This window comes from Achromobacter piechaudii NBRC 102461, from assembly GCF_001571245.1.
In the GTDB taxonomy this organism is placed as follows: Bacteria; Pseudomonadota; Gammaproteobacteria; order Burkholderiales; family Burkholderiaceae_B; genus Achromobacter; species Achromobacter piechaudii.
This window is the reverse complement of sequence record NZ_BCTK01000013.1, coordinates 20,197-40,701: the sequence shown is the minus strand read 5'-3', so window position 1 is coordinate 40,701 and position 20,505 is coordinate 20,197. Positions and strand designations below refer to the sequence as shown.

Genomic DNA, 20,505 nt, shown 5'->3' with positions numbered 1-20,505 from the left:
CGCGCGTGCGCCGCCGTGAATTGGTGTGTTGCGCAGCGCGTGTGCCGGCCACGTGACCTGCACGTACCCGCTCACGCCGCCTGGTACAGCGTAACGACGCACGCGCCGCCCAGCCCCAGGTTGTGCTGCAACGCCAGCCGCGCGCCGTCGACCTGGCGCAGATCGGCCTGCCCGCGCAACTGCCAGACCAGCTCTGTGCATTGCGCCAGCCCCGTCGCGCCCAGCGGGTGGCCTTTGGACAACAGGCCGCCCGACGGGTTGGTCACGACCCGGCCGCCGTAAGTGTTGTCGCCGTCGACGATGAACTTTTCGGCGCTGCCTTCCGGCGTCAGGCGCAGCCCTTCGTAGGTGATGAGCTCGTTCGCGGTAAAGCAGTCGTGCAGTTCCACGACGTCCAGGTCGGCGGGGTCCACGCCCGCCGCTTCGTACACGCGGTCGGCGGCGGCGCGCGTCATGTCCAGGCCGACCAGGCGCTGCATATCAGCAGCCTCGAACGTCGATGACGTATCGGTCGTCATGGCCTGCGCGGCGATACGCACGCCGGGCCGCAAGCCGTGACGGCGTGCAAAATCATCGGAACAAAGAATCGCCGCCGCCGCGCCGCAGGTGGGCGGGCAGCATTGCAGACGGGTCAGCGGCTCGAAGATCATGGGCGCATCCATGACCTCCGCCAGCGTGACGGTCTGGCGAAACACTGCATAAGGATTGCGGGCCGCGTGCTGGCGCGCCTTGACCGAGATGCGCGCGAAGGTGTCGGCGCGGATGTCGTGCTGCTTCATATAGTCGCGCGCGGCACCGCCAAAGAATTGCGCGGCGCGCGGCGTGGCGGTGTCGTAGCCCTGCGCATCGCTCATGGCCGACACGAAGCGCGCCAGCGGAGACGGGCGGTCCTCGTACACACCCTTCAACGCGCCCGGGCTCATCTGCTCGAATCCCACGGCCAGCGCACATTCCACCGCGCCGCTCTCGACCGCCTGGCGCGCCAGGAACAATGCAGACGAACCGCTGGCGCAATTGTTGTTGACATTGAAGACGGGGATGCCAGTCAGGCCCACGCCATACACCACCGCCTGGCCCGAGGTGGAGTCGCCGTACACATAGCCGGCGTACGCCTGCTGCACGGCTTCGTAGGGCACGCCCGCGTCGGACAAGGCGGCCCGCGCTGCGCGCACGCCCATCTGGGAATACGGCTCGCTGGCGCCGGGTTTGCAAAACGGGATCATGCCGACGCCGGCCACCCATACGGTTCGATTCATGCCTGCCTCTCCTGTCGTGTGTCGTGGCGGCTGCGCGAAATACGGGATGCGGCTTGCGGGATGCCGCTGCCGCCTGTCGCCGTCCGCTGGGCCGCGAACCAGCCCGTAGCTTCCCGCCGCGCACAGGGCGCGGCAATGGCCGCAGGCATCAAATGGATTGGCGGAAAGTGTCAGCGCCTGGCCGTGCGCGGGGCGGGTCGAACGTGGGGCCGCACGTCAATTGATTGCGGCGGTATTCGCCAGGAGACACGCCGGTCCATTTCTTGAACGCGCGATGAAAGGTGCTGGGCTCCGAAAAGCCCAGGCGCTCGGCGATCTCCACCAGGGAAAGATCGTGCCGGCCCAGGTACTCGACGGCGGCATCGCGCCGCAAGTCGTCCTTGAGCACCTGAAACCCCTGCCCTTCCTCGCGCAGATGGCGACGCAGCGTTTGCGGCGTCATCGACAACTGCGCGCTGACCTGGGCCAGCGATGGCAGGTCGGCGGACAGGTCGTTGCGCAACAGGCGGCGGATGCGGTCGGTCAGCGTGGCGCGGTCCTGGTACTTGACCAGCAGGTCGAAAGGCGCGTTCGCCAGAAAGGCGTGCAGCGCCTGCGCGTCCTGCACCACGGGCAGCGCCAGCCAGCGCGCCTCCAGCCACAGCCCGGTCTGGGGCTGACCGTAGCGCACCGGCGCATGGAATACCTTTTGCGCATCGGCGCTGCGCGCGCCGGCGTTGTAATCGACGCCCAGGATAGGCAGGCGCCGACCGGCCAGCCAGTTGGCCACGCCCAGCGTGAAGAACAGAAACGTGCGTTCGCCATACCACTGCGCGCAGCCCGATGCGCCGCGCGCGTCCAGCACGATGCGCGCGGTGTCGCCGCTGATGCAAAGCCGCGCGGTGAAGTCGCGCAGCACCCCGTGGTAATAGCGGAACGCCACGCGCAGCGCGTCGCCCAGCGTGCTTTCCTGCAAGGCCAGGCGACAGGCGTGGGCAAATGCGCCCAGCGGCACCGGGTATCGACCCATGCCCAGAAAGTCATCGCGTGTGGCGCGCCGCAACATCCGCAGAATCTGCGCGAACTGCGCCTGCGACACGCGCGCCATCGGCGCTTGCAACAGCGCGGGCGGCACCTGGGCGCGCCGCAGCACGCGCTCGACGTCCACGCCACGCGTGCGCGCGCCTTGCAGGATCTGGGCGATGTGTCCGACGGCAATGGTGTGATGCGTCATGGCGGATTCCTACGGCGGGGCGTGAACCGACTGCGTCGATGGTAGCGAAAGCGCCGCGTCCCAGGAATGCCCGACGTGAGCATTCCCGCCAAGCGGAATCAACCATTTCGCCATTGGTTCGCCGCGAACCCGCGCCTAGACTGGCTTTTGCCGATGGCCGGCAGCCTCTTCGCATTTACCGGAGTCCCTCTTTGGATACGCCGAACACCGCCCCGCTTGCGGGCATCAAGGTGCTGGACCTGTCGCGTCTGCTGCCCGGCCCGCTGGGCGCGCAGTATCTGGCCGACCTGGGCGCCGACGTCATCAAGATCGAGGAAACGCAGGCGGGCGACTACGCGCCCCCCGCCCTGCGCGCCGTGTGCAACCGCAACAAGCGCGGGCTGCGGCTGGACCTGAAGCATCCCGATGGACAGGCGGCGCTGGCGACGCTGGCGCGCGACGCCGACGTGCTGATCGAGAGCTTCCGGCCCGGCGTGACGACGCGCCTGAAGGCCGATTACGACACGCTGTCGCGCCACAATCCGCGCCTGGTGTATTGCAGCATCACGGGCTACGGCCAGGACGGTCCGCTGGCCCAGGCTGCTGGCCACGACCTGAACTATGCCGCCTACGCGGGCGTGGCCGACCAGATGGGATGCGGGCCGGATCAACCGGCCTTGTCGAACCTGCCGGTGGCAGACATCCTGGGCGGTTCGCTGACGGCGGTGATGGGGATCCTGGCGGCGCTGGTCGATGCGCAGCGCACGGGGCGCGGGCGCTATGTGGATATCGCCATCGCCGACGGCTTGCTGGCCGGCGCGGTGGTGCCGCTGGCGACACTGAACGCACACGGCGATACGCGCCCGGCCGGCGGCGACACGCTGTCGGGCGCGCTGGCCTGCTACGGGCAATACCGCACGCAGGATGGCCGCTATCTGGCTGTCGCCGCGTTGGAGCCCAAGTTCTGGGACACCTTGTGCCAGCGCTTGGGCAGGCAGGATCTGCTGGCCCTGCACCGCGACGAAGACGCGGCGCGGCAGGCCTGGGCGCGCGCCGAACTGCAAGAGCTGTTCGCGCAGCGTCCGCTGGCGCATTGGCTGCACGTGCTGGATGGCGCGGACTGCTGCGTCGCGCCCGTGTTGAAACTGGCGGAGAGCCTGGCTCACCCGCACTTCACGGCGCGCGGCATGGTGCACGCCGCCCGGCATGCCGAGTACGGCGCGGGCGCGCAGGTGGGCAGTCCGGTGCGGATGTCAGGCTTTCAGTTCGCCATTGCGAGACAAGCGCCGCTGCCGGGCGAACACACGCCGCAGATCCTGCGCGAAGCCGGCTACGACGAGGCCGCCATCGCCAGCCTGTCGGCGCGCGGCGTGGCGTGCTGATCGCGGGCGGGAGTGCCGGGGCCGCATGCGGGGTAATGCGTGACCGTGCCCGTTGCCCCGTCCTTGAACGCGCGGCGTCGCCGACGCATTGCGGTACCCGATAACAACCAACAGAACGGAGACAACCATGACGGATCATTCTCGCCGCAGCGCCTTGCCCCGGCGTCGCAGCCTGCTCAAGCTGGGGCTGGCCTTGCCAGCCACGTTCGGCTTCTGGCCCGCCGCCCGCGCCGCCTCGTTTCCGACGCGTCCGGTGACGCTGATCGTGCCGTTCCCCGCGGGCGGCGCGACCGATACGCAGATGCGCGCGCTGGCGGTGGCGGCCTCGCGCGAGCTGGGCCAGACGGTCGTCATCGCCAACCGGCCCGGCGCGGGCGGCACGCTGGGGCCGGCCGCCATGGCGCAGACGGCGGCGCCGGACGGCTACACGGTATCGGTGGTGGTGGGCACGCTGTTCCGCTACCCGTTCCTGCAACAGGTGAACTACGACCCCGTCAAGGATTTCACCTATATCGCCTGCATGACGGCGTATTCCTACGGCATCGTGGTGCGCGAGGACGCGCCGTGGAAAACGCTGGACGAACTGATCGCCCACGCGCGCGCCAACCCCGAGAAGATCAGTTACGGCGGCACGGGCGCGGGCGGTTCGGGCCGCATCGCCATCGAACGCCTGTCACGGCTGACCGGGGCCAGGTTCAACTTCATCCCGTACAAGGGCGCGGCGGAAGAGACCACCGCGCTGTTGGGCGGGCACATCCAGATGGTGTCGGACGCCGGGTGGGGACCGATGATCGACACGGGCCGCGCGCGGCTCCTGGCCATCGTTGGCGAAGCGCGCGCCAAGCGCGTGCCCGACGTACCCACGATGACCGAACTGGGTTACCCCATCGTGGCGACCAACCCCGTGGGCATCGCCGGCCCCAAGGGCATGGATCCCAAGACGGTGGCCGTGCTGCAAAAGGCCTTTCATCGCGCCTCGCGCGACGCGGAATACAACCGCGCGCTGGACAACGCGGATCAACCGCACATGTTGATGGACAGCGCGGCCTATACCGATTTCGCGGTCCGGCAGGTCGCCGAGGAAAAGCATTTCGTGGCCGAACTCGGGTTGAAGATGCAATAACGCGGGCGCAAAAAAAAACGCGCGGGATCGCCGCGCGGCCGGGCTGGCTGGCTATGGCGTCTTAGCGGCCGGCAGCCTTGGCGCTGATGCCGTTGGCCACGCCCATGTCGACCTTGGGCACGTCGCGGATCAACACGCGCACGTCTTCGCCAGAGATGTCGATGCTGCTGCACACGGCCTGGTTCAAGGCGGCGATCAGCGCGGCCTTCTTGGGTTCGTCGCGCCCTTCGATCAGCGCCACGTCGACGCGCACCATGCGCTTGCCGATCTCTCCGGCCACGATCACGTTTTCGGCGGGCACTTCCTGCAGCACGATGCGCACGCTGGGCAGCGGCGCGACAATGCTCTGGACCACGGCGTCTGACGCGGCGCGAAGCAAGGCGGCCTTCTGGGCGGCCGAGTGGCCTTGCAGGATCTGGACATTCAAAATGGGCATGACGGCTTCCGGTTATTCGAAACGGGGAACGCCGGGCAGCTTGACCGGCCAGCTATCATAAAACGACTTTGCCCGCGTGCAAGCGATTGCACGCGGGCAAAGTTCTTTCTTCTGGCTTCCCGGGATGGCAGGACGCCGGGTGGCGATCAGGCCGCTTCGCCCCGATGCTCGGGTACCGGTTGGGCGACCAGATCCGCGGCGTCGGTCTCGGACGTCACGGTCTCGGTCAAGGCCGGCGTCACCAGTTCAACGACCTTCTTGCGCGACAGCATGCCCAGGAATTCATCGTCTTCGCCGGTCACGGCCACGGGTTGATCGCTATGCACCAGCTGCGCCAGCACTTCGCCCAGACCCGCGGTGGCGGGCACGGACGCCAGGTCTTCCACGAAGCGAGACACGTCGCGCACGCCTTCCTGGATGGCCTGCTCGGCCGCCTTGGCGGTCAGCACGCCCGCCAGGCGCTTGCCGTCCAGCACCGGTGCGTATTCGTAGTCCATGGCGCGCATGCGGTCCAGCGCGTGCGCCGGACGCGAACGCATCGTCAAGGTCAGGCGCGCCGGGTTGACGGCGTGCGTGGCGTTCAGCACCTTGGTGCGGTTCACGTCCTGCAGGAACGACTGGACGTAATCATTGGCCGGATTCAGCAGGATGTCTTCCGGCGTGCCTTCCTGCACCAGTTCGCCGTCCTTGAGGATGGCGATGCGGTTGCCCAGGCGCAGCGCTTCGTCCAGATCGTGCGTGATGAACACGATGGTCTTGTTCAGCTTGGCCTGCAATTGCAGCAACTGGTCCTGCATTTCGCGGCGGATGAGCGGGTCCAGCGCCGAGAAGGCTTCGTCCATCAGCAGGATTTCGGCGTCGGTGGCCAGCGCGCGCGCCAGGCCCACGCGCTGCTGCATGCCGCCGGACAGCTGATGCGGATACTGGTTTTCAAAACCGGCCAGGCCCACTTGTTCCAGCCAGTCGCGCGCCCGCTTTTCGCGTTCGGCGCGGCCCACTCCCTGCACGGTCAGGCCGTAAGCGGCGTTGTCCAGGACTGTGCGGTGCGGGAACAGGCCGAAGCGCTGGAACACCATGCTCATCTTCTTTTGGCGGAAGACTTCGAGTTCGCGCTTGTTCAGGCTGACGACGTCAACGCCATCGACCAGGATATGGCCGGCGCTGGGTTCGATCAGGCGGTTGAAGTGGCGGATCAGCGTCGACTTGCCCGAGCCGGACAGGCCCATGATGACGTAGATGCTGCCTTCTTCAATCGACAGGCTGATGTCGCGCAGGCCCAGCGTGTGGCCGCTTTCGGCCAGCAGCTGTTCCTTGCTCATGCCGCCCTGGGCGGCTTGCAGCCATTTCTTCGGATGCGATCCGAAGACCTTGTAGATGTTCTTGACTTCGATCTTGCTCATCGCTGGCCTCCCATGCGCATGCGCTGTCCATACGATTGCGTGATCCGGTCGAACAGCACGGCCAGCACCACGATACCCAGGCCCGCCAAGAGGCCACGGCCGACTTCCAGGCGGTTGATGCCCAGCAGCACTTCATAACCCAGGCCGCGCGCGCCGATCATCGAGGCGATCACCACCATCGACAACGCCATCATCGTGGTCTGGTTGATGCCGGCCATGATGTTGGGCAGCGCCAGCGGCAGTTGCACGCCAAAGAGCTGTTGGCGCGGGTTGGCGCCAAAGGCGCGCGACGCTTCCAGCACTTCGCGGTCGACCAGCCGGATGCCCAGGTCGGTCAGGCGGATCAGCGGCGGCACGGCGTAGATCACGGTGGCGATGATGGCGGGGATCTTGCCCAGGCCGAACAGCATCACGACGGGAATCAGATAGACGAAGCTGGGCATCGTCTGCATCACGTCCAGCACGGGCAGCATGATGGATCGCAGCCAATTGATGCGCGCCATCAGCACGCCCAGCGGGATGCCGATCACCACCGACAGGCCGGCGGCCATGATCATCAGCGCCAACGTCTGCATGCCGGCGTCCCACAGGCCCAGCACGCCGATCACGCACAAGAGCGCGCCCATGGCCAGACTCAGGCCGATACGGCGGCTGACGCCGTAGGCGATCGCGATGGTGACGGCAACCACGGCCCACCAGGGCGAGTTGCGCAGCAGTTGCTCCAACCACACCAGCGCGTGCAGCACCGGCTGAGACAGGGTCTCAAGCGTGTCCGCGTAATTGGTGACCAGGTGATCGACGAACCCGTCGATCGCCGCCCTGACCTGGCGGGCGGGAATAATTTCAGGAAACATAGTTTCGACTCCATTCTGGGGCGCTATGCGGCGGCCGATGGCCACCACGCATTCCGGATTCCGGATGGGTATGCGGCCGGATGGCTTTCTTGACGAAAGCGGGCTGCATACGGTGCAACGCCTGTTGCTGGCGGACGGGCGCAAGCGCCCGGCCAGCGGCCATCTCAGGGGAAAAAACCCAACGCAAGAATTGCCACGGGGCTTTTTCCCTTAAGGCGGCCCGGCATGCCGACGCTTGCGGCAGACCGGGCCGGCACGCGCGTTGACAGCGCGAGGCCAGATCCGATTACGTTACAGCGCGGTTTGGACGCGCTGGGCGACGTCGGCCGGAACCCACTTGGTCCAGACGTCGGGCTTGTTCTTCAGGAACCACTTGGCCACGGCATTGGATTCATCGCCGGACTCTTCCATGTGGGCCAGGGTCTCGTTGATGACCGGCAGCGGCACCGAGACCTTGGACAGGAACTCGGTCAGCTTCGGCGCTTCTTGCGTGAACTTGGTGTTCACCGCCGTGAAGACGGGGTTTTCCGGGTAAGCGCTGGGCTGGGGATTGGCGCACTTGCTCGACGTCAGGCACTTGTGCTTTTCGGCATCGTAAGGCGGCATGTCCAGCTTGACCAGATCCATCGCGCCAACGAGCGGCGTGGGCGACCAGTAGTAGAACACCACATTCTGCTTGCGCTTGTAGGCAGACATCAGCGCGGCTTTCTGCGCAGCGCCCGTGCCGGGGGAGTACAGCGTGTAGCTGTCGTCCAGCTTCAAGGCGTGGAACAGGTTATTGCTGGTGACTTCGCAGCCCCAGCCTGCCGGGCAGCCATAGAAGCGGCCCTTGCCGGGTTCTTCGGGGTCTTTGAATTCGTCCTTGAACTTGGGCAGATCGGCGGCGGACTTCAGTTCGGGCAGGCGTTCGGCGGTGTAGCGCGGGATGTACCAGCCTTCGGCGCCCATGTAGAGATCGCCGATGCGCTTGACCTTGCCGGTCTTCTCGGCGCGGTCCCAGGGGTCGGCCACGCTGTTGAGCCAGATTTCGGTATTGATATCCAGGTCGCCGCGTTCAAGCGCGGCCAGGGCGGGCAGCGTTTCCGTCGGCAGGGTTTCGGTTTTGCAGCCGTAGCCCTTTTCCATGATGAAACGTTCGACATCGACCAGGACCAGGTTGGATTCCCAGTTCATGGCGCCGAAATTGACCGGACGCTTGATTTCGCATTGCGGGGCGTCGGCGGCTTGGGCCACGCCGGCAAAGGCAAACATGACGGCCGCGGCGGCCAGGGTCTTGACAGGGGTAAAACGCATTGGCTTTTTGCCTCCATAGGTTCAAGGACACACGCCGGGCCTGGCCCGGAAGTGCCGTGGAGCTAAGGGGGTTGTGCGGAAGACGGGCGAACCGCCAATACAAACCGACACTAGCGACAAGAGGAACCGCAAAGGCGCGGGTTCTTGCAAGACAGCAGGAGTTTCAAAACAGCTTTTTTGAAAACCCACAGAAGGGAACAAACTGAACGAAGAAGGCAGCATCTTAAACGAAATTGCTGCACCGCCCAACCCCAAACCTGAATAAGTCAGATACATTCGGGGCTTGAAAGCCCCGGGATAACCCTAGGCTACAAGGGGGATGGACGCAATTTCCCCTGGGGAATATTGGTTTCAAATTGACGATACATTCAGTAAATATTTGGTTCGTATTAGTACATACAAGGTGTTCCGGCAGCCTGAAAGGACGTCAAAGAAGGCTCAACCCCGCCAATTTTGCTTGCTAATTTCAGTAAATCGTCAGCTTGTTTTCAGTTTTTGTTCAGATTGATCGAGCGTTCCACGTCGCCATACATGTAGTCGCGCCGCCACGGGTACGCCAGGTCTGCGGGGTTGTCCAATTCATCGGCGCGCCCGACGGCCGGCGGCTGGCCCAGGATCTGATGCAACGCGATCCAGCCATGCTCGAACGCCATGGCGCAGCCCGCCAGATACAGGCGATACGCCCGCAGCGAGCGAGCGCCCTCTTCCCCTTTCAACACCGCTGCGGCTTGAGGAAGATGGGCCTCCAGCGCGTCGCTCCATGCCCATAAAGTGCGTGCGTAATGGGGCCGCAGATTTTCCACGTCCACCTCTTCCAGGCCGCCATTGGTCAGCGACTGCATGACGACGCTGATGTGCGTCAGTTCGCCACCGGGGAAGATGTACTTTTCGATGAATTCGCCCATGCCATTGCCCAGCTCGGCGTTATAGACGCCCGCCGCCGTAATGCCATGGTTCATGATGAGGCCGCCCGGGCGCAGCAGGCGGCGCAGCTTGGCGAAGTAATCGTCCAGTTGCGCGCGGCCCACGTGCTCGAACATGCCCACCGACGCGATCTTGTCGTAGGGGATGGACTCATCAAGCTTGCGGTAGTCCAGCAACGCCATCCGCACCCGGCCCGACAAGCCCTTTTCCTCGATCAGCCGCGTGACGTAGGCGTGCTGGTTGCGCGACAGCGTGATGCCGGTGGCGTCCACGCCGTAGTGTTCGGCCGCCCACAGCAACAACCCGCCCCAGCCCGCGCCCACGTCCAGAAAGCGTTCGCCGGGCCGCAGCCGCAACTTGCGGCAGATGTGATCCAGCTTGGCCTCCTGCGCCTGCGCAAGCGTCATGTCCGGCGTGCGGAAGTATGCGCAGGAATAGACGCGGCGGGGGTCCAGCCACAGCGCGTAGAAATCGTCCGACAGGTCGTAATGGAATTCGATCTGCTTGGCGTCGCGCTCGATGGAATGGCGCCATACCGACATCACGCGCCGCACCAGCTCGGTCAGCCAGCCGCCGCGCGCGGCTTCAACGGGCGAGCCCGGCAGCAGCGCCGACGCGGCCGCCATGACGTCGCGCATATTGCCTTCGATGTCGATGCGCCCTTCCACATAGTCCTGCCCAAGCACGCCGACGCCGCCTTCGGCAAGATGCGCAAGCGCGGCCATGTCGTGGGTCACGAAGCGCACTCGCGGATCGGGCGGCCCAAGCACCGCGCCATCGGGCAGAACCAGCTGCACCGACACGGGAAGGGCTTGAAGTTTGCGTTCCACCACAGAAAGCAAAGGATTCACGTCTTCTCCTCGAACACGACAGGTCGTGGGCGACTTTATCGACATATTGCGACACTTTGCTGTCAGGTCGCGCATGATAAAGTCGTTGGCTTGGCGCAAGACTGGCGGGCAACCGCAAGCGCGCCCTGTCCCTGCGTTTTACCGCGATCACCATGTCCCCATCATCTGTTTCCCGCAATGGCCTGCCCGGCTGGCTCATACTCATGGGCGCGCTGACCGCGATCGGCCCCTTCGCCATCGATATGTATTTGCCCGCGTTCCCGACCATCGCGGCGAATCTGGGCGTGCCGCGCGGCGACGTGGAACGCACGCTGGCGGCCTATCTGATCGGCCTGGCGCTGGCGCAGGTGTTTTACGGACCGATGGCGGATCGCTTCGGCCGCAAGCCGCCGCTGATGGTGGGCCTGGCCTTGTTCATGGTGGCTTCGCTGGGTTGCGCGCTGTCGGGGTCCGTCGAAGCGCTGACCGGCTGGCGCGTCTTGCAGGCCATGGGCGGCGCGGCAGGCATCGTGATCCCGCGCGCCGTCATCCGTGACCATTACGACACCCACGAAGCCGCGCGCGCGATGTCGCTGCTGATGCTGATCATGGGTCTGGCTCCCATCCTCGCGCCCCTGGCGGGCGGGCAACTGCTGGCCATCGCGTCCTGGCGCAGCCTGTTCTGGATCATGCTGGTGGGTGGCGCCATGTTGATGGTGGCGGTGGCCCGCATCATGAAGGAATCGCTGGCGCCCGAACGCGTCGTGCCGCTGCGCTGGAGCACCATCCTGCGCAACTATCGCGACCTGTTCATGCATCGCGGCTTCATGGCGCACAGCCTGGCGGGCGGGTTCGGCCAGGCCGGCATGTTTGCGTACATCATCGGTTCGCCGCGCGTCTTCATCGAACTGTATGGCGTGCCGCCGCAGTATTACGGGCTGCTGTTCGGCACCAACGCGCTGTCGCTCATCATCTGTTCGCAGATCAGCGCCCGCCTCTTGCGCAGCTACAAGCCGCACCAGTTGCAGCGCTGGGCGCTGACCTCGCTGGCAACGGCCAGCCTGGTCGCCGTGGGCCTGACGCTGGCGGGTTGGATGACGCTGCCTCTCTTGATGCTGTGCCTGATCAGCTATATGGGAAGCCAGGGCTTCGTGAATCCGAATTCGGCAGCGCTGGCCTTGTCGGACCAGGGCAAGCGCCTGGGCGCGGCATCGGCGCTGTTGGGAACGCTGCAATTGTCCTGCGGCGCCTTGGCCGGCTTTGCGGTCAGCGCCTGGCAAACGGACAGCGCCCTGCCCCTGACCACCACGCTGGCGGCCTGCGCCTGCCTGTCGTGGACGGCGGGCCGTGTGGCGCGTTCGCACACGACCTGACGCTGCCGCTTGCTCTGCTTACGTTTTTCGTATTAGAATCTAAGTCTTCACATGAAGTTTCCCGTGCGGGACTACTATGCTTTGTAGTTCAGCACTCTGACCCCAACCCCGCGCATTACGGTATTTAGCGGGCGGCAGGCAGCGGGTATAAGCACGGGGCAAGCACCACGTACGAAGTAGATACTTACTTGACTACGGTACGACTTGCCCCTCATCCACTAAGACTGGGTGGCCGGCAAGGCAGCGCAACTTAAGCAACACATTGCGCGCCTCACAGCCCGGCGGCTAAAACCCTGTCTACCCCCCAAAGCGATGCGCGAGAAGAACGACACTAAAGAGGTGCATCCATGGCACGCGTATGCCAAGTGACCGGCAAAGGCCCGATGGTGGGCAACAATGTTTCGCACGCGAACAACAAGACCAAGCGTCGCTTCCTGCCCAACCTGCAATCGCGCCGGTTCTGGGTTGAAAGCGAAAACCGCTGGGTTCGCCTGCGTGTTTCGGCCAAGGCCATCCGCACGATCGACAAGAACGGCATCGACGCCGTGCTGGCCGAAATGCGTGCCCGCGGCGAAATGGCCTAATCGGCCTCCCCGCCAATCTACATACTAGGAGCACGACATGGCCAAAGGTATCCGCGAAAAGATCAAGCTCGAGTCGACTGCCGGCACGGGTCATTTCTACACGACGACCAAGAACAAGCGCAACATGCCCGAAAAGATGCTGATCAAGAAATTTGATCCGGTCGCTCGCAAGCACGTTGACTACAAGGAAACCAAGCTGAAGTAATGCAGCCGGTTCTCCAAGCAGTACAAAAAGCCTCGCAATCGCGGGGCTTTTTTGTTGGCTCGCGGCGTTTTTTATTATTGCCGCGCGGCAAAGGGACATGCTTCAATTGGCCGCTACGCTGCTCCCATCCCTCTTGCCTGCGATATCCGCCATGCTTCGTCCCTGCCTTCCCCTGCTGCGCCGCGCGCTCGCGCCCGCACTCCTGGCCCTGGCGCTGACGCCGATTGGCGCCGCTACCGCCAAGGACAAGGAACCGCCGATCCGCATCGGCGAGATCAACAGCTACAAGGCCATTCCCGCATTCCTTGGCCCCTATAAAAAGGGCTGGCAACTGGCGGTGGAAGAAGTCAACGCCAGTGGCGGCGTGCTGGGCAGGAAGCTCGAAGTCGTCTCGCGCGATGACAACGGCAACCCCGGCGATTCGGTACGCGCCGCGCAGGAACTGATTGCACGCGAAAAAGTGGAGCTGCTGTTCGGCGGCTTCCTGTCCAATACCGGCCTGGCGCTGACGGACTTCGCCAAGCAGCAGCAAGTGTTCTTCCTGGCCGCCGAGCCGCTGACCGACAAGATCACCTGGCAAGAGGGCAATCGCTACACCTACCGGCTGCGCCCCTCCACGTGGATGCACGTCGCCGCGCTGGCGCCCAAGGCGCTTGCCCTGCGCAAGAAGCGCTGGGCCATCGTCTACCCCAACTACGAATACGGGCAATCCGCCGTGGCCACCTTCAAGGCCATGATGAAGTCGTTCCAGTCCGACGTGGAATTCGTGGCCGAACAGGCCGTGCCGCTGGGCAAGGTCGATGCTGGCGCCGTGGTGCAGGCGCTGGCCGACGCCAAGCCCGACGCCATCTTCAACGTGCTGTTCGCCGCCGACCTGACGCGGTTCGTGCGCGAAGGCAATACGCGCGGCCTGTTCGAAAACATGCCCGTCGTGTCCGTGCTGTCCGGCGAACCCGAGTATCTGGAACCGCTGGGCGCCGACACGCCCACGGGCTGGATCGTGACCGGCTACCCCTGGTATGCCATCGACACGCCGGCCAACACCGCCTTCGTGGACGCCTACAAAAAGCGCTACAACGAAACGCCCAAGGTCGGCTCGGTGGTGGGCTATGCCTCGCTGATGTCCATCGCCCAGGGCCTGAAAGCCGCTGGCGCCGTCGACACCGAAAAACTGGTGGACGCATTTGCCGGCCTGAAGGTCGACACGCCCTACGGCCCGATCCAATACCGCAAGCTGGACCATCAATCGACGATGGGCGTCTACGTGGGCGTGACGGCGGTGGAAGACGGCAAGGGCATCATGAAAGACTTTGCCTACATCGACGGCGCGCGCTTGCAGCCGCCCGATGAGCAGGTCCGCAAGATGCGCCCCGCAAACTGATGAGCCTGTCGGGGCTGCTGTCGCAGCTGCTCAACGGCCTGGCGGACGCCAGCGCGTTGTTCCTGGTGGCTGCGGGCCTGTCGCTGATATTCGGCGTGACCCGTGTCGTGAATTTCGCGCACGGCTCGTTCTATATGCTGGGCATCTACCTGGCCTGGACGTTCACCCAATGGTTTGGCACGGGCGCCGCTTACTGGCTGGGCCTGTTGCTGGCCGCGCTGGTCACGGGGCTGATCGGCGCAGCGGCCGAATGGCTGGTGCTCAAGCGCCTGTACCGCGCGCCCGAGCTGTTCCAACTGCTGGCCACGTTTGCGCTGGTGCTGATCATCGGCGACGCCGCGCTGGCCATCTGGGGCCCCGAAGACCTGTTCGCCGCGCGCGCGCCCGGCCTGTCCGGCGCGGTGCAGATCCTGGGACGGCGCTATCCCGAATATGACCTGCTGCTGATCGCCGCCGGCCCCGTCGTGCTGGGGCTGTTGTGGCTCTTGCTGATGCGCACGCGCTGGGGCCGGCTGCTGCGCGCCGCCTCTGAGAACCGCAGCATGCTGGCCGCGCTGGGCGTGAACCAAGCCTGGCTGTTCACGTCCGCCTTCACGCTGGGGGCGTTTCTTGCCGGGCTGGGCGGCGCACTGGCCGCGCCGCGTGTCCCGGCCACGCTGGGGCTGGACCTGGAAATCATTGCCAGCGCGTTCGTCGTGGTCGTGGTCGGCGGGCTGGGGTCGATACCCGGTGCGTTCCTGGCGGCGCTGCTGATCTGCTGCGTGAAGGCAGTTTTCGTTTTCCTGGGGCAGGTGGCGATCGGCCCGTGGGTCTTCAACCTGTCCAAGCTGACCTTGCTGGCGGAATTCGCCGTCATGGCGGTGGTGCTGGTGGTGCGGCCCTGGGGCCTGCTGGGCAAGCCGCCCGCCCCCACGTCCCACGCCGGCACGCCGGAACGTCCCATCGCGCCAGCCGGCCCGCGCCTGCGGTTTGCCTATGGCGCGCTGCTGGTCCTGCTGGCCCTGGTGCCCGTCGCCACACTGCAATGGCCGTATCTGGGCATTCTGATGACCGAGATCCTGATTGCCGCCCTGTTCGCCGCCAGCCTGCATTTTCTGACCGGCCTGGCGGGCATGACCTCGTTCGGCCACGCGGCCTGGTTCGGCCTGGGCGCCTACGGGGCGGCGCTGCTGCTCAAGCTGGCCGCCCTGCCGATGGAAGCCGCGTTGCTGCTGGGGCCCTTCGCGGCCGCCTTCGGGGCGCTGCTCTTCGGCTGGTTCTGCGTGCGCCTGTCGGGTGTGTATCTGGCGATGCTGACGCTGGCCGTCGCGCAGATCCTCTGGGCGATGGCGTATCAGTGGGACGACGTCACGGGCGGCAGCAATGGCTTGATCGGGCTATGGCCCTCGGCATGGCTGGCGCAAGGCCCGTGGTTCTATTACGTGACCTTGGGCCTGTGCGCGGCGGGCATCGCCTGGCTGCGCCGGCTGGCGTTTTCCCCGCTGGGCTATGCATTGCGCGGCGTGCGCGATTCGCCCCTGCGCGCCGAAGCGCTGGGGATCGAGACGCGTCGCGTGCAATGGGCGGGCTTTGTCGCGGCCTCGTTCGCGGCGGGCATCGCCGGATCGCTCTACGCCTTTTCCAAGGGCAGCATCGCGCCTGACGTGCTGGCGGTGAGCCGGTCGGTGGATGGCCTGGTGATGGTTTTGCTGGGCGGGCTGCAAACGCTGGCGGGGCCACTGGTTGGCGCGGCCGCCTACACGTGGCTGCAAGACGTTGCCGCGCGCAGCACCGAGTACTGGCACGCGGTGCTTGGCCTGGCGATCCTGGCGCTGGTCATGGTGTTCCCGGACGGTTTGGCGGGCGCCGCTGCGCGCTTGCGCGGGAGGCGCGCATGACGGCCAGCGCTCCGCTGCTTCAAGTGCAAGGGCTGCGCAAATCCTTTGGCGGCATCGATGCATTGGCGGGCGTGTCGTTCACGCTGGACGCCGGCCAGATGCTGGCCCTGATCGGACCGAACGGCGCGGGCAAGTCCACGTGCTTCAACGTGCTGGGCGGCCAATTGCGGCCGGATGCGGGTTCCGTGCGGCTGGATGGCCGCGAACTGGTCGGCTTGTCGGCCGGCAAGATCTGCCGGCTAGGCGTGGGCCGCAGCTTTCAGACCGCCGCCACGTTCCGCTCGATGAGCGTGCGCGAAAACGTGCAGACCGCGCTGCTGGCCCGCGACCGGCTGCTGTTTCATCCCTGGCGCCGCGCCGACCGCCACGCGCTGGACGAAGCCATGAGTCTGCTGTCCCAGGTGCAGATGGCGGACAAGGCGCTGTCGCCATGCGGCACGCTGGCCTATGGCGACGTCAAGCGGGTCGAACTTGCCATGGCCCTGGCCCATCAGCCGCGCCTGCTGCTCATGGACGAACCTACGGCGGGCATGGCGACCAACGAACGGCACGCGCTGATGCGCCTGACGCGCCAACTGGCCGATACGCAGCGCATCGCCGTCCTCTTCACGGAACATAGCCTGGACGTGGTGTTCAAGCATGCGGACCGCATCGCGGTGCTGGTGCGCGGCGCGCTGCTGACCGAAGGCGCCCCCGCCGCCATCGCGGCCGACGAGCGCGTGCGCGCCGCCTATCTGGGGACCGAAACGCCTGACGCGTGAAGGTGCCAGGCGCGCGTCGTCAGCGGCGGCCTTGTGGACGATGGGCCGGATTACGGGATGGCATCCGGTTGGCCGCCTGACTACGGGCTGGGCGGTACGCCGGCCGTCTGGCCGGGCGTCTCGCACTCCCAGAAGATCCGCGCCGTGCAGCCGGCGCAGATGCCGCGATCCAGCTTGGCGTAGATCTCGCGCAGCGCGGTCGCCTTGTCCGGATAGATGTGATCCGCGCCCAGCCGATCCAAAAAGCCCGTGCGCCGCCACATATCCAGCACTTCCGGCCTGGGGCGATGGAAATACAGGTCGCCGCCCATCGCGCGCCGCGCGACCAGCTCGTCTTCCCACACCTGCGCGCCGGCCAGATCGATGAAGTTCATGCTCTTGGCCATCACCAACAGGTGGCGCGGCGCGTCGGCCGTTTCGCGCAGCTCATGCAGCCGCTGCGCCACATGCGCCGCCGCGCCGAAATAGATGGACCCTTCCATGCGCAGCAACTTCAGTTGCGGGCACTCCGGCAAGGCATCCGGGTGATGCGCAAGCACGACGAAGCGCCGGTCCGGCCCGCGCGAATCGAATCCCATCGTGCGCATCGCCGGGCGCGAAGTGCGGTGCAGATACGCCATCAGCGACAACACCGTGCCCAGCAGAATCGCCACTTCCATGCGGATGGTGACGGTGGCGGCCAGCGTGGCGGCGGCGATTGCGCATTCGCCCGGTTGCATCCGGATCAATTGCCGCCAGCGCGGTATATCCAGCAGGGTCCAGGCCACCAGCAACAGCAAACCCGAAATGGCGGCGTTGGGGATCATGGCCAGCAAGGGCGCGGACACGGCCACCAACAGCACCAGCAGCACGGCGGAAAACACCGCTGCCAGCGGCGTCTTCGCGCCGGCCTCGAAATTGGGAATCGACCGGTTCAAGGACCCGCAGGACAGGTAGCAGGAAAAGAAGCCGCCGACGATGTTCGACAGCCCCTGCCCCACGAATTCGCGATTGGCGTCGATGCGTTGGCCCGACCGGGTGGCCACCGCCTTGGCGATGGATATCGACTGGGCCAAGGCCACGATGGTCAGCGCGAAAGCCAGGCTCATCAGGTCGGGCAAGGCGCGCCAATCCACGCTGGGCACGTGAAATGGCGGCCACGGCTGCGCGATGGCGCCTACCACCGACACTGGCGCGCCGCCCCGCGTGGCAACCCAGGCATTGAACCCCGCCGCCGCCAGCGACCCGGCGATAAGCCCCAGCAGCATGTAGGGCTTGCGCTTGTCCAGCCGCCGCACCAGCAGCGCCGCGCCCAGCGTGGTCAACGTCACGAGGACGGCGCCGGGATGAACCTGATCCAGATGCGTGCCCACGCTGACCAGCAGCGCGCCCGCGCCATGCGAGGCGGGCGATGGCACGCCCAGCCCGTCCTTGAGCGCATGCACGGCGATCAGCAAGGCCGCGCCACTGGTGAAACCGAACAGCGCCGAAGGTGAAATGAAGTGCGCGAGCGACCCCAGGCGCAGTGCGCCCACCAGCCACTGCATCACACCCACCAGCACCGTGACCGCCAGCGCCAGCTCGATATAGCCAGGGCTGCCGGCGACGGCCAAGGGCGTCAGCACGGCGAACAGCGCCAGCGAATTGGCGTTGGTGGGACCGGACATCACATGGCGGCTCGATCCGAACAGCGCCGCGACGATACAGGGCACGATGGCTGAATACAGCCCATATTCGGCGGGCAGCCCCGCCAGCGTGGCGAAAGCCACGCCCTGGGGCAGCACCAGCAGCGCCCCCAGCAGGCCGGCAGCCAGGTCCGCGCGCAAGGTCACGCGATTGACCTCGGCCACCCATGAACCGAAGAGGCGGCTGGCCAGTTTGCTTGCGGCTTGCGTCATCGTGTCGCCTGTTCCATCGTGCCTTCCGGCGCCAAAAGCCGTCTAGCGTAATGCCTCGTCCGGGCGCGCGCAACGCCCGGGCCGGCGCAATCGGGCACGGCCTCTTACTTCAGATAGCGCCGTTCAAGCTCGCGCATGCCGGCGTCGCCCTGCAACGCGATGATGTCCTTGACCGAGGGCAGATCCGCGTCCACCTGGTGGATGCCGCCGTCCTGCCGGATGCGCGCGAACACCTCGCGCATGGCGCCCACCGCCGCGCGGATGGCGTGGTTGCCGTAGATCACCAGCCCGACCTTGCCCAGCGCCTGGATGTCGGATTCACGCAGTTGCGGATACGCGGTCGGCACCAGCACCAGCGGCACGCGGCCCGGCCACGCGGCGATGAAGGAGAGGATTTCGTCGGGCGAGCTTTGCTTGGAATGAATCAGCACCGCGTCCGCGCCCGCGGCTTCATAGGCCAAGGCGCGGTCCAGGGCTTCTTGCTGGCCCAGGCCGGCGATCAGCGCCTCGGTGCGCGCGATGACGCAGAAATCGGCATCGCGCCGCGCGGCGCAGGCGGCTTCGAGCTTGCCTTGGAATTCCTGGATTCGAACCAGCTCCTGCCGCCCCTGGGCGCGCAGGCTGGTGTCCTTGGGAAAGGTCTTGTCTTCCATCACCACGGCTGACACGCCTGCCGCTTCGTACTGCGGCACCATATACGACACGTTGATCGCGTTGCCAAAACCGGTGTCGATGTCGGCAATGACCGGAACGTCCACCGTCGCGGCCATGGCGCGCATCATGTCCAGGTGCGCCGACGAAGACAGGATGCTGGCATCGGGCACCGCGTAGCTGGCGGACAGTTCGAAGCCGCTGCCCCAGATGGCGTCAAAGCCCGCCTCGGCAGCCAGGCGCGCGGCCATGGGATTGTGCGCCGACATGGCGTGCATCAGAACGGGGGCTTGCAGCTGCTGGCGAAAGCGTTGGTTGCGGTTCATGGCGAGGCGTCGTCTGGGCGGCGCCCAATGCGCCGGCTTGGGGGATCGTAGCGCCAATTCCAAGGGAGCTGGTGAGACGGGGCGCGCGCGGCAATTACGGAGATTGAGGCGGGGGCCGCCGAAGATGCCGCACCGTATCCCCGACTGGACTCAGGTTTCGCCGACGGGGCTGCGGCGCATCACCAAGCACGGTCAGGGATCGCCCCCGCCGATCAGCCCGCTTCGCCGCCCCGGCGCGCCTTCATGGCTTGACCGATGGCGGTCAGCGCATCGTCCGCGATCAGGCGCGCCGCCATCGGCAGCAGCTCGTCTTCCTCGCGCTGGATATGCGCGGCGTAGGCTTGCGTGAATTCCCGAACCTGTTCGGCGGACAACGCCGCCGCGCGGCCCGCCGCGATCTCGGACAGTGCCTGCCGCAGCGGCGTCCACAATGACGCCAGCCGCCGATGCTCGTCCACCAGCCCGCGCACCAGCGCATGCAGGCAACCCGCATCCGAGCCCGCCATGGCATCGATCAAGGCAGGAAACAGATCCTCTTCTTCATCGTCGTGGTGGTGTGCGGCGGCGGTGTCGAAATACCGGCGCACGCTGGCGGCGGCGGTCTGCGCCGCTTCGTCGCTGCCGTGCACCGGCAGGTGCGCGGCCAGGCGCGCAAGCGTCGCGCACTGGCGCGTGATGCGCCCGTGGCAAGCGGACAGCAGTGCCAGAGGATCATCCGCGCCGGGCGCGGCAGCCGGACCACCGGGAAAGCTCACCACCATCGCACACCTCCGACGTCTG

The 20,505-nt window shown here is 66.0% G+C and carries 18 protein-coding genes; 8 read left to right on the top strand and 10 right to left on the bottom strand.

Features of this window, described 5'->3' with window-relative positions:
- Positions 1 to 71: 71 nt before the first annotated feature.
- Together API01S_RS23235 and API01S_RS23230 are read right to left on the bottom strand one after the other, a co-directional pair.
- The gene (locus API01S_RS23235; protein ID WP_061306228.1) at positions 72 to 1,256 is read right to left on the bottom strand and encodes a lipid-transfer protein; all 1,185 of its coding nucleotides are present in this window, start codon (positions 1,254 to 1,256) and stop codon (positions 72 to 74) included.
- A gap of 148 nt (positions 1,257 to 1,404) precedes the next feature.
- Positions 1,405 to 2,469: an AraC family transcriptional regulator gene (locus API01S_RS23230; protein WP_061306227.1), complete on the bottom strand. Its 1,065-nt coding sequence runs from the start codon at positions 2,467 to 2,469 to the stop codon at positions 1,405 to 1,407.
- A 191-nt stretch (positions 2,470 to 2,660) separates the two neighbouring features.
- On the opposite strand from API01S_RS23230, the gene API01S_RS23225 reads away from it, so the two are divergent.
- Together API01S_RS23225 and API01S_RS23220 are read left to right on the top strand one after the other, a co-directional pair.
- A complete protein-coding gene (locus tag API01S_RS23225) occupies positions 2,661 to 3,830 on the top strand; it encodes a CaiB/BaiF CoA transferase family protein (protein WP_061306226.1) in 1,170 nt (389 codons plus the stop codon).
- Positions 3,831 to 3,957: 127 nt separating this feature from the next.
- The gene (locus tag API01S_RS23220) at positions 3,958 to 4,953 is read left to right on the top strand and encodes a tripartite tricarboxylate transporter substrate binding protein (protein WP_050730637.1); all 996 of its coding nucleotides are present in this window, start codon (positions 3,958 to 3,960) and stop codon (positions 4,951 to 4,953) included.
- A gap of 61 nt (positions 4,954 to 5,014) precedes the next feature.
- Here the strand turns inward: API01S_RS23220 and API01S_RS23215 are convergent, their stop codons facing one another.
- The 5 genes from API01S_RS23215 to API01S_RS23195 form a co-directional block, all read right to left on the bottom strand.
- A complete protein-coding gene (locus API01S_RS23215; RefSeq protein WP_061306225.1) occupies positions 5,015 to 5,389 on the bottom strand; it encodes a tautomerase family protein in 375 nt (124 codons plus the stop codon).
- A 146-nt stretch (positions 5,390 to 5,535) separates the two neighbouring features.
- Positions 5,536 to 6,789 carry a quaternary amine ABC transporter ATP-binding protein gene (locus tag API01S_RS23210; protein ID WP_006220932.1) on the bottom strand — a complete coding sequence of 418 codons (1,254 nt, stop codon included), beginning with the start codon at positions 6,787 to 6,789 and terminating at the stop codon, positions 5,536 to 5,538.
- A complete protein-coding gene (locus tag API01S_RS23205; protein WP_006220933.1) occupies positions 6,786 to 7,643 on the bottom strand; it encodes an ABC transporter permease in 858 nt (285 codons plus the stop codon). Before API01S_RS23205 ends, API01S_RS23210 begins: the two co-directional genes overlap by 4 nt.
- A 291-nt stretch (positions 7,644 to 7,934) precedes the next feature.
- Positions 7,935 to 8,936 (bottom strand): ABC transporter substrate-binding protein, encoded by a 1,002-nt coding sequence (locus API01S_RS23200; protein ID WP_006220935.1) that lies wholly within the window; start codon positions 8,934 to 8,936, stop codon positions 7,935 to 7,937.
- 488 nt (positions 8,937 to 9,424) lie between these two features.
- Positions 9,425 to 10,711, bottom strand: coding sequence for a class I SAM-dependent methyltransferase (locus tag API01S_RS23195; RefSeq protein WP_156487160.1), 1,287 nt, complete (start codon positions 10,709 to 10,711; stop codon positions 9,425 to 9,427).
- A 203-nt stretch (positions 10,712 to 10,914) separates the two neighbouring features.
- Here API01S_RS23195 and API01S_RS23190 point away from each other — a divergent pair, with 203 nt between their 5' ends.
- The 6 genes from API01S_RS23190 to API01S_RS23165 all read left to right on the top strand — a co-directional run bounded on the left by API01S_RS23190 (position 10,915) and on the right by API01S_RS23165 (position 16,871).
- The gene (locus API01S_RS23190; RefSeq protein WP_061306224.1) at positions 10,915 to 12,063 is read left to right on the top strand and encodes a Bcr/CflA family multidrug efflux MFS transporter; all 1,149 of its coding nucleotides are present in this window, start codon (positions 10,915 to 10,917) and stop codon (positions 12,061 to 12,063) included.
- Positions 12,064 to 12,410: 347 nt separating this feature from the next.
- Positions 12,411 to 12,647: a 50S ribosomal protein L28 gene (rpmB, locus tag API01S_RS23185; RefSeq protein ID WP_013395424.1), complete on the top strand. Its 237-nt coding sequence runs from the start codon at positions 12,411 to 12,413 to the stop codon at positions 12,645 to 12,647.
- A 37-nt stretch (positions 12,648 to 12,684) separates the two neighbouring features.
- Complete coding sequence (gene rpmG / locus API01S_RS23180; RefSeq protein ID WP_003810296.1) at positions 12,685 to 12,852, top strand: 50S ribosomal protein L33; 168 nt, start codon at positions 12,685 to 12,687, stop codon at positions 12,850 to 12,852.
- A gap of 151 nt (positions 12,853 to 13,003) precedes the next feature.
- A complete protein-coding gene (locus tag API01S_RS23175; protein ID WP_084802484.1) occupies positions 13,004 to 14,233 on the top strand; it encodes an ABC transporter substrate-binding protein in 1,230 nt (409 codons plus the stop codon).
- Positions 14,233 to 16,110, top strand: coding sequence for an ABC transporter permease (locus API01S_RS23170; RefSeq protein ID WP_061306223.1), 1,878 nt, complete (start codon positions 14,233 to 14,235; stop codon positions 16,108 to 16,110). The genes API01S_RS23175 and API01S_RS23170 overlap by 1 nt, the downstream gene beginning before the upstream one ends.
- On the top strand, positions 16,107 to 16,871 hold the full coding sequence (locus tag API01S_RS23165) for an ABC transporter ATP-binding protein (protein WP_039883465.1): 765 nt from the start codon (positions 16,107 to 16,109) through the stop codon (positions 16,869 to 16,871). The genes API01S_RS23170 and API01S_RS23165 overlap by 4 nt, the downstream gene beginning before the upstream one ends.
- Before the next feature lie 80 nt (positions 16,872 to 16,951).
- On the opposite strand, the gene API01S_RS23160 is transcribed toward API01S_RS23165, so the two are convergent.
- From API01S_RS23160 to API01S_RS23150, 3 genes are all read right to left on the bottom strand, one after another.
- Positions 16,952 to 18,748, bottom strand: a complete 1,797-nt coding sequence (locus tag API01S_RS23160; RefSeq protein ID WP_006220947.1) for a SulP family inorganic anion transporter — start codon at positions 18,746 to 18,748, stop codon at positions 16,952 to 16,954.
- 104 nt (positions 18,749 to 18,852) lie between these two features.
- A complete protein-coding gene (locus API01S_RS23155; protein WP_061306222.1) occupies positions 18,853 to 19,725 on the bottom strand; it encodes a phosphonopyruvate hydrolase in 873 nt (290 codons plus the stop codon).
- Between the two features lie 212 nt (positions 19,726 to 19,937).
- Positions 19,938 to 20,486, bottom strand: a complete 549-nt coding sequence (locus tag API01S_RS23150) for a hemerythrin domain-containing protein (RefSeq protein ID WP_061306221.1) — start codon at positions 20,484 to 20,486, stop codon at positions 19,938 to 19,940.
- Positions 20,487 to 20,505: the final 19 nt, after the last annotated feature.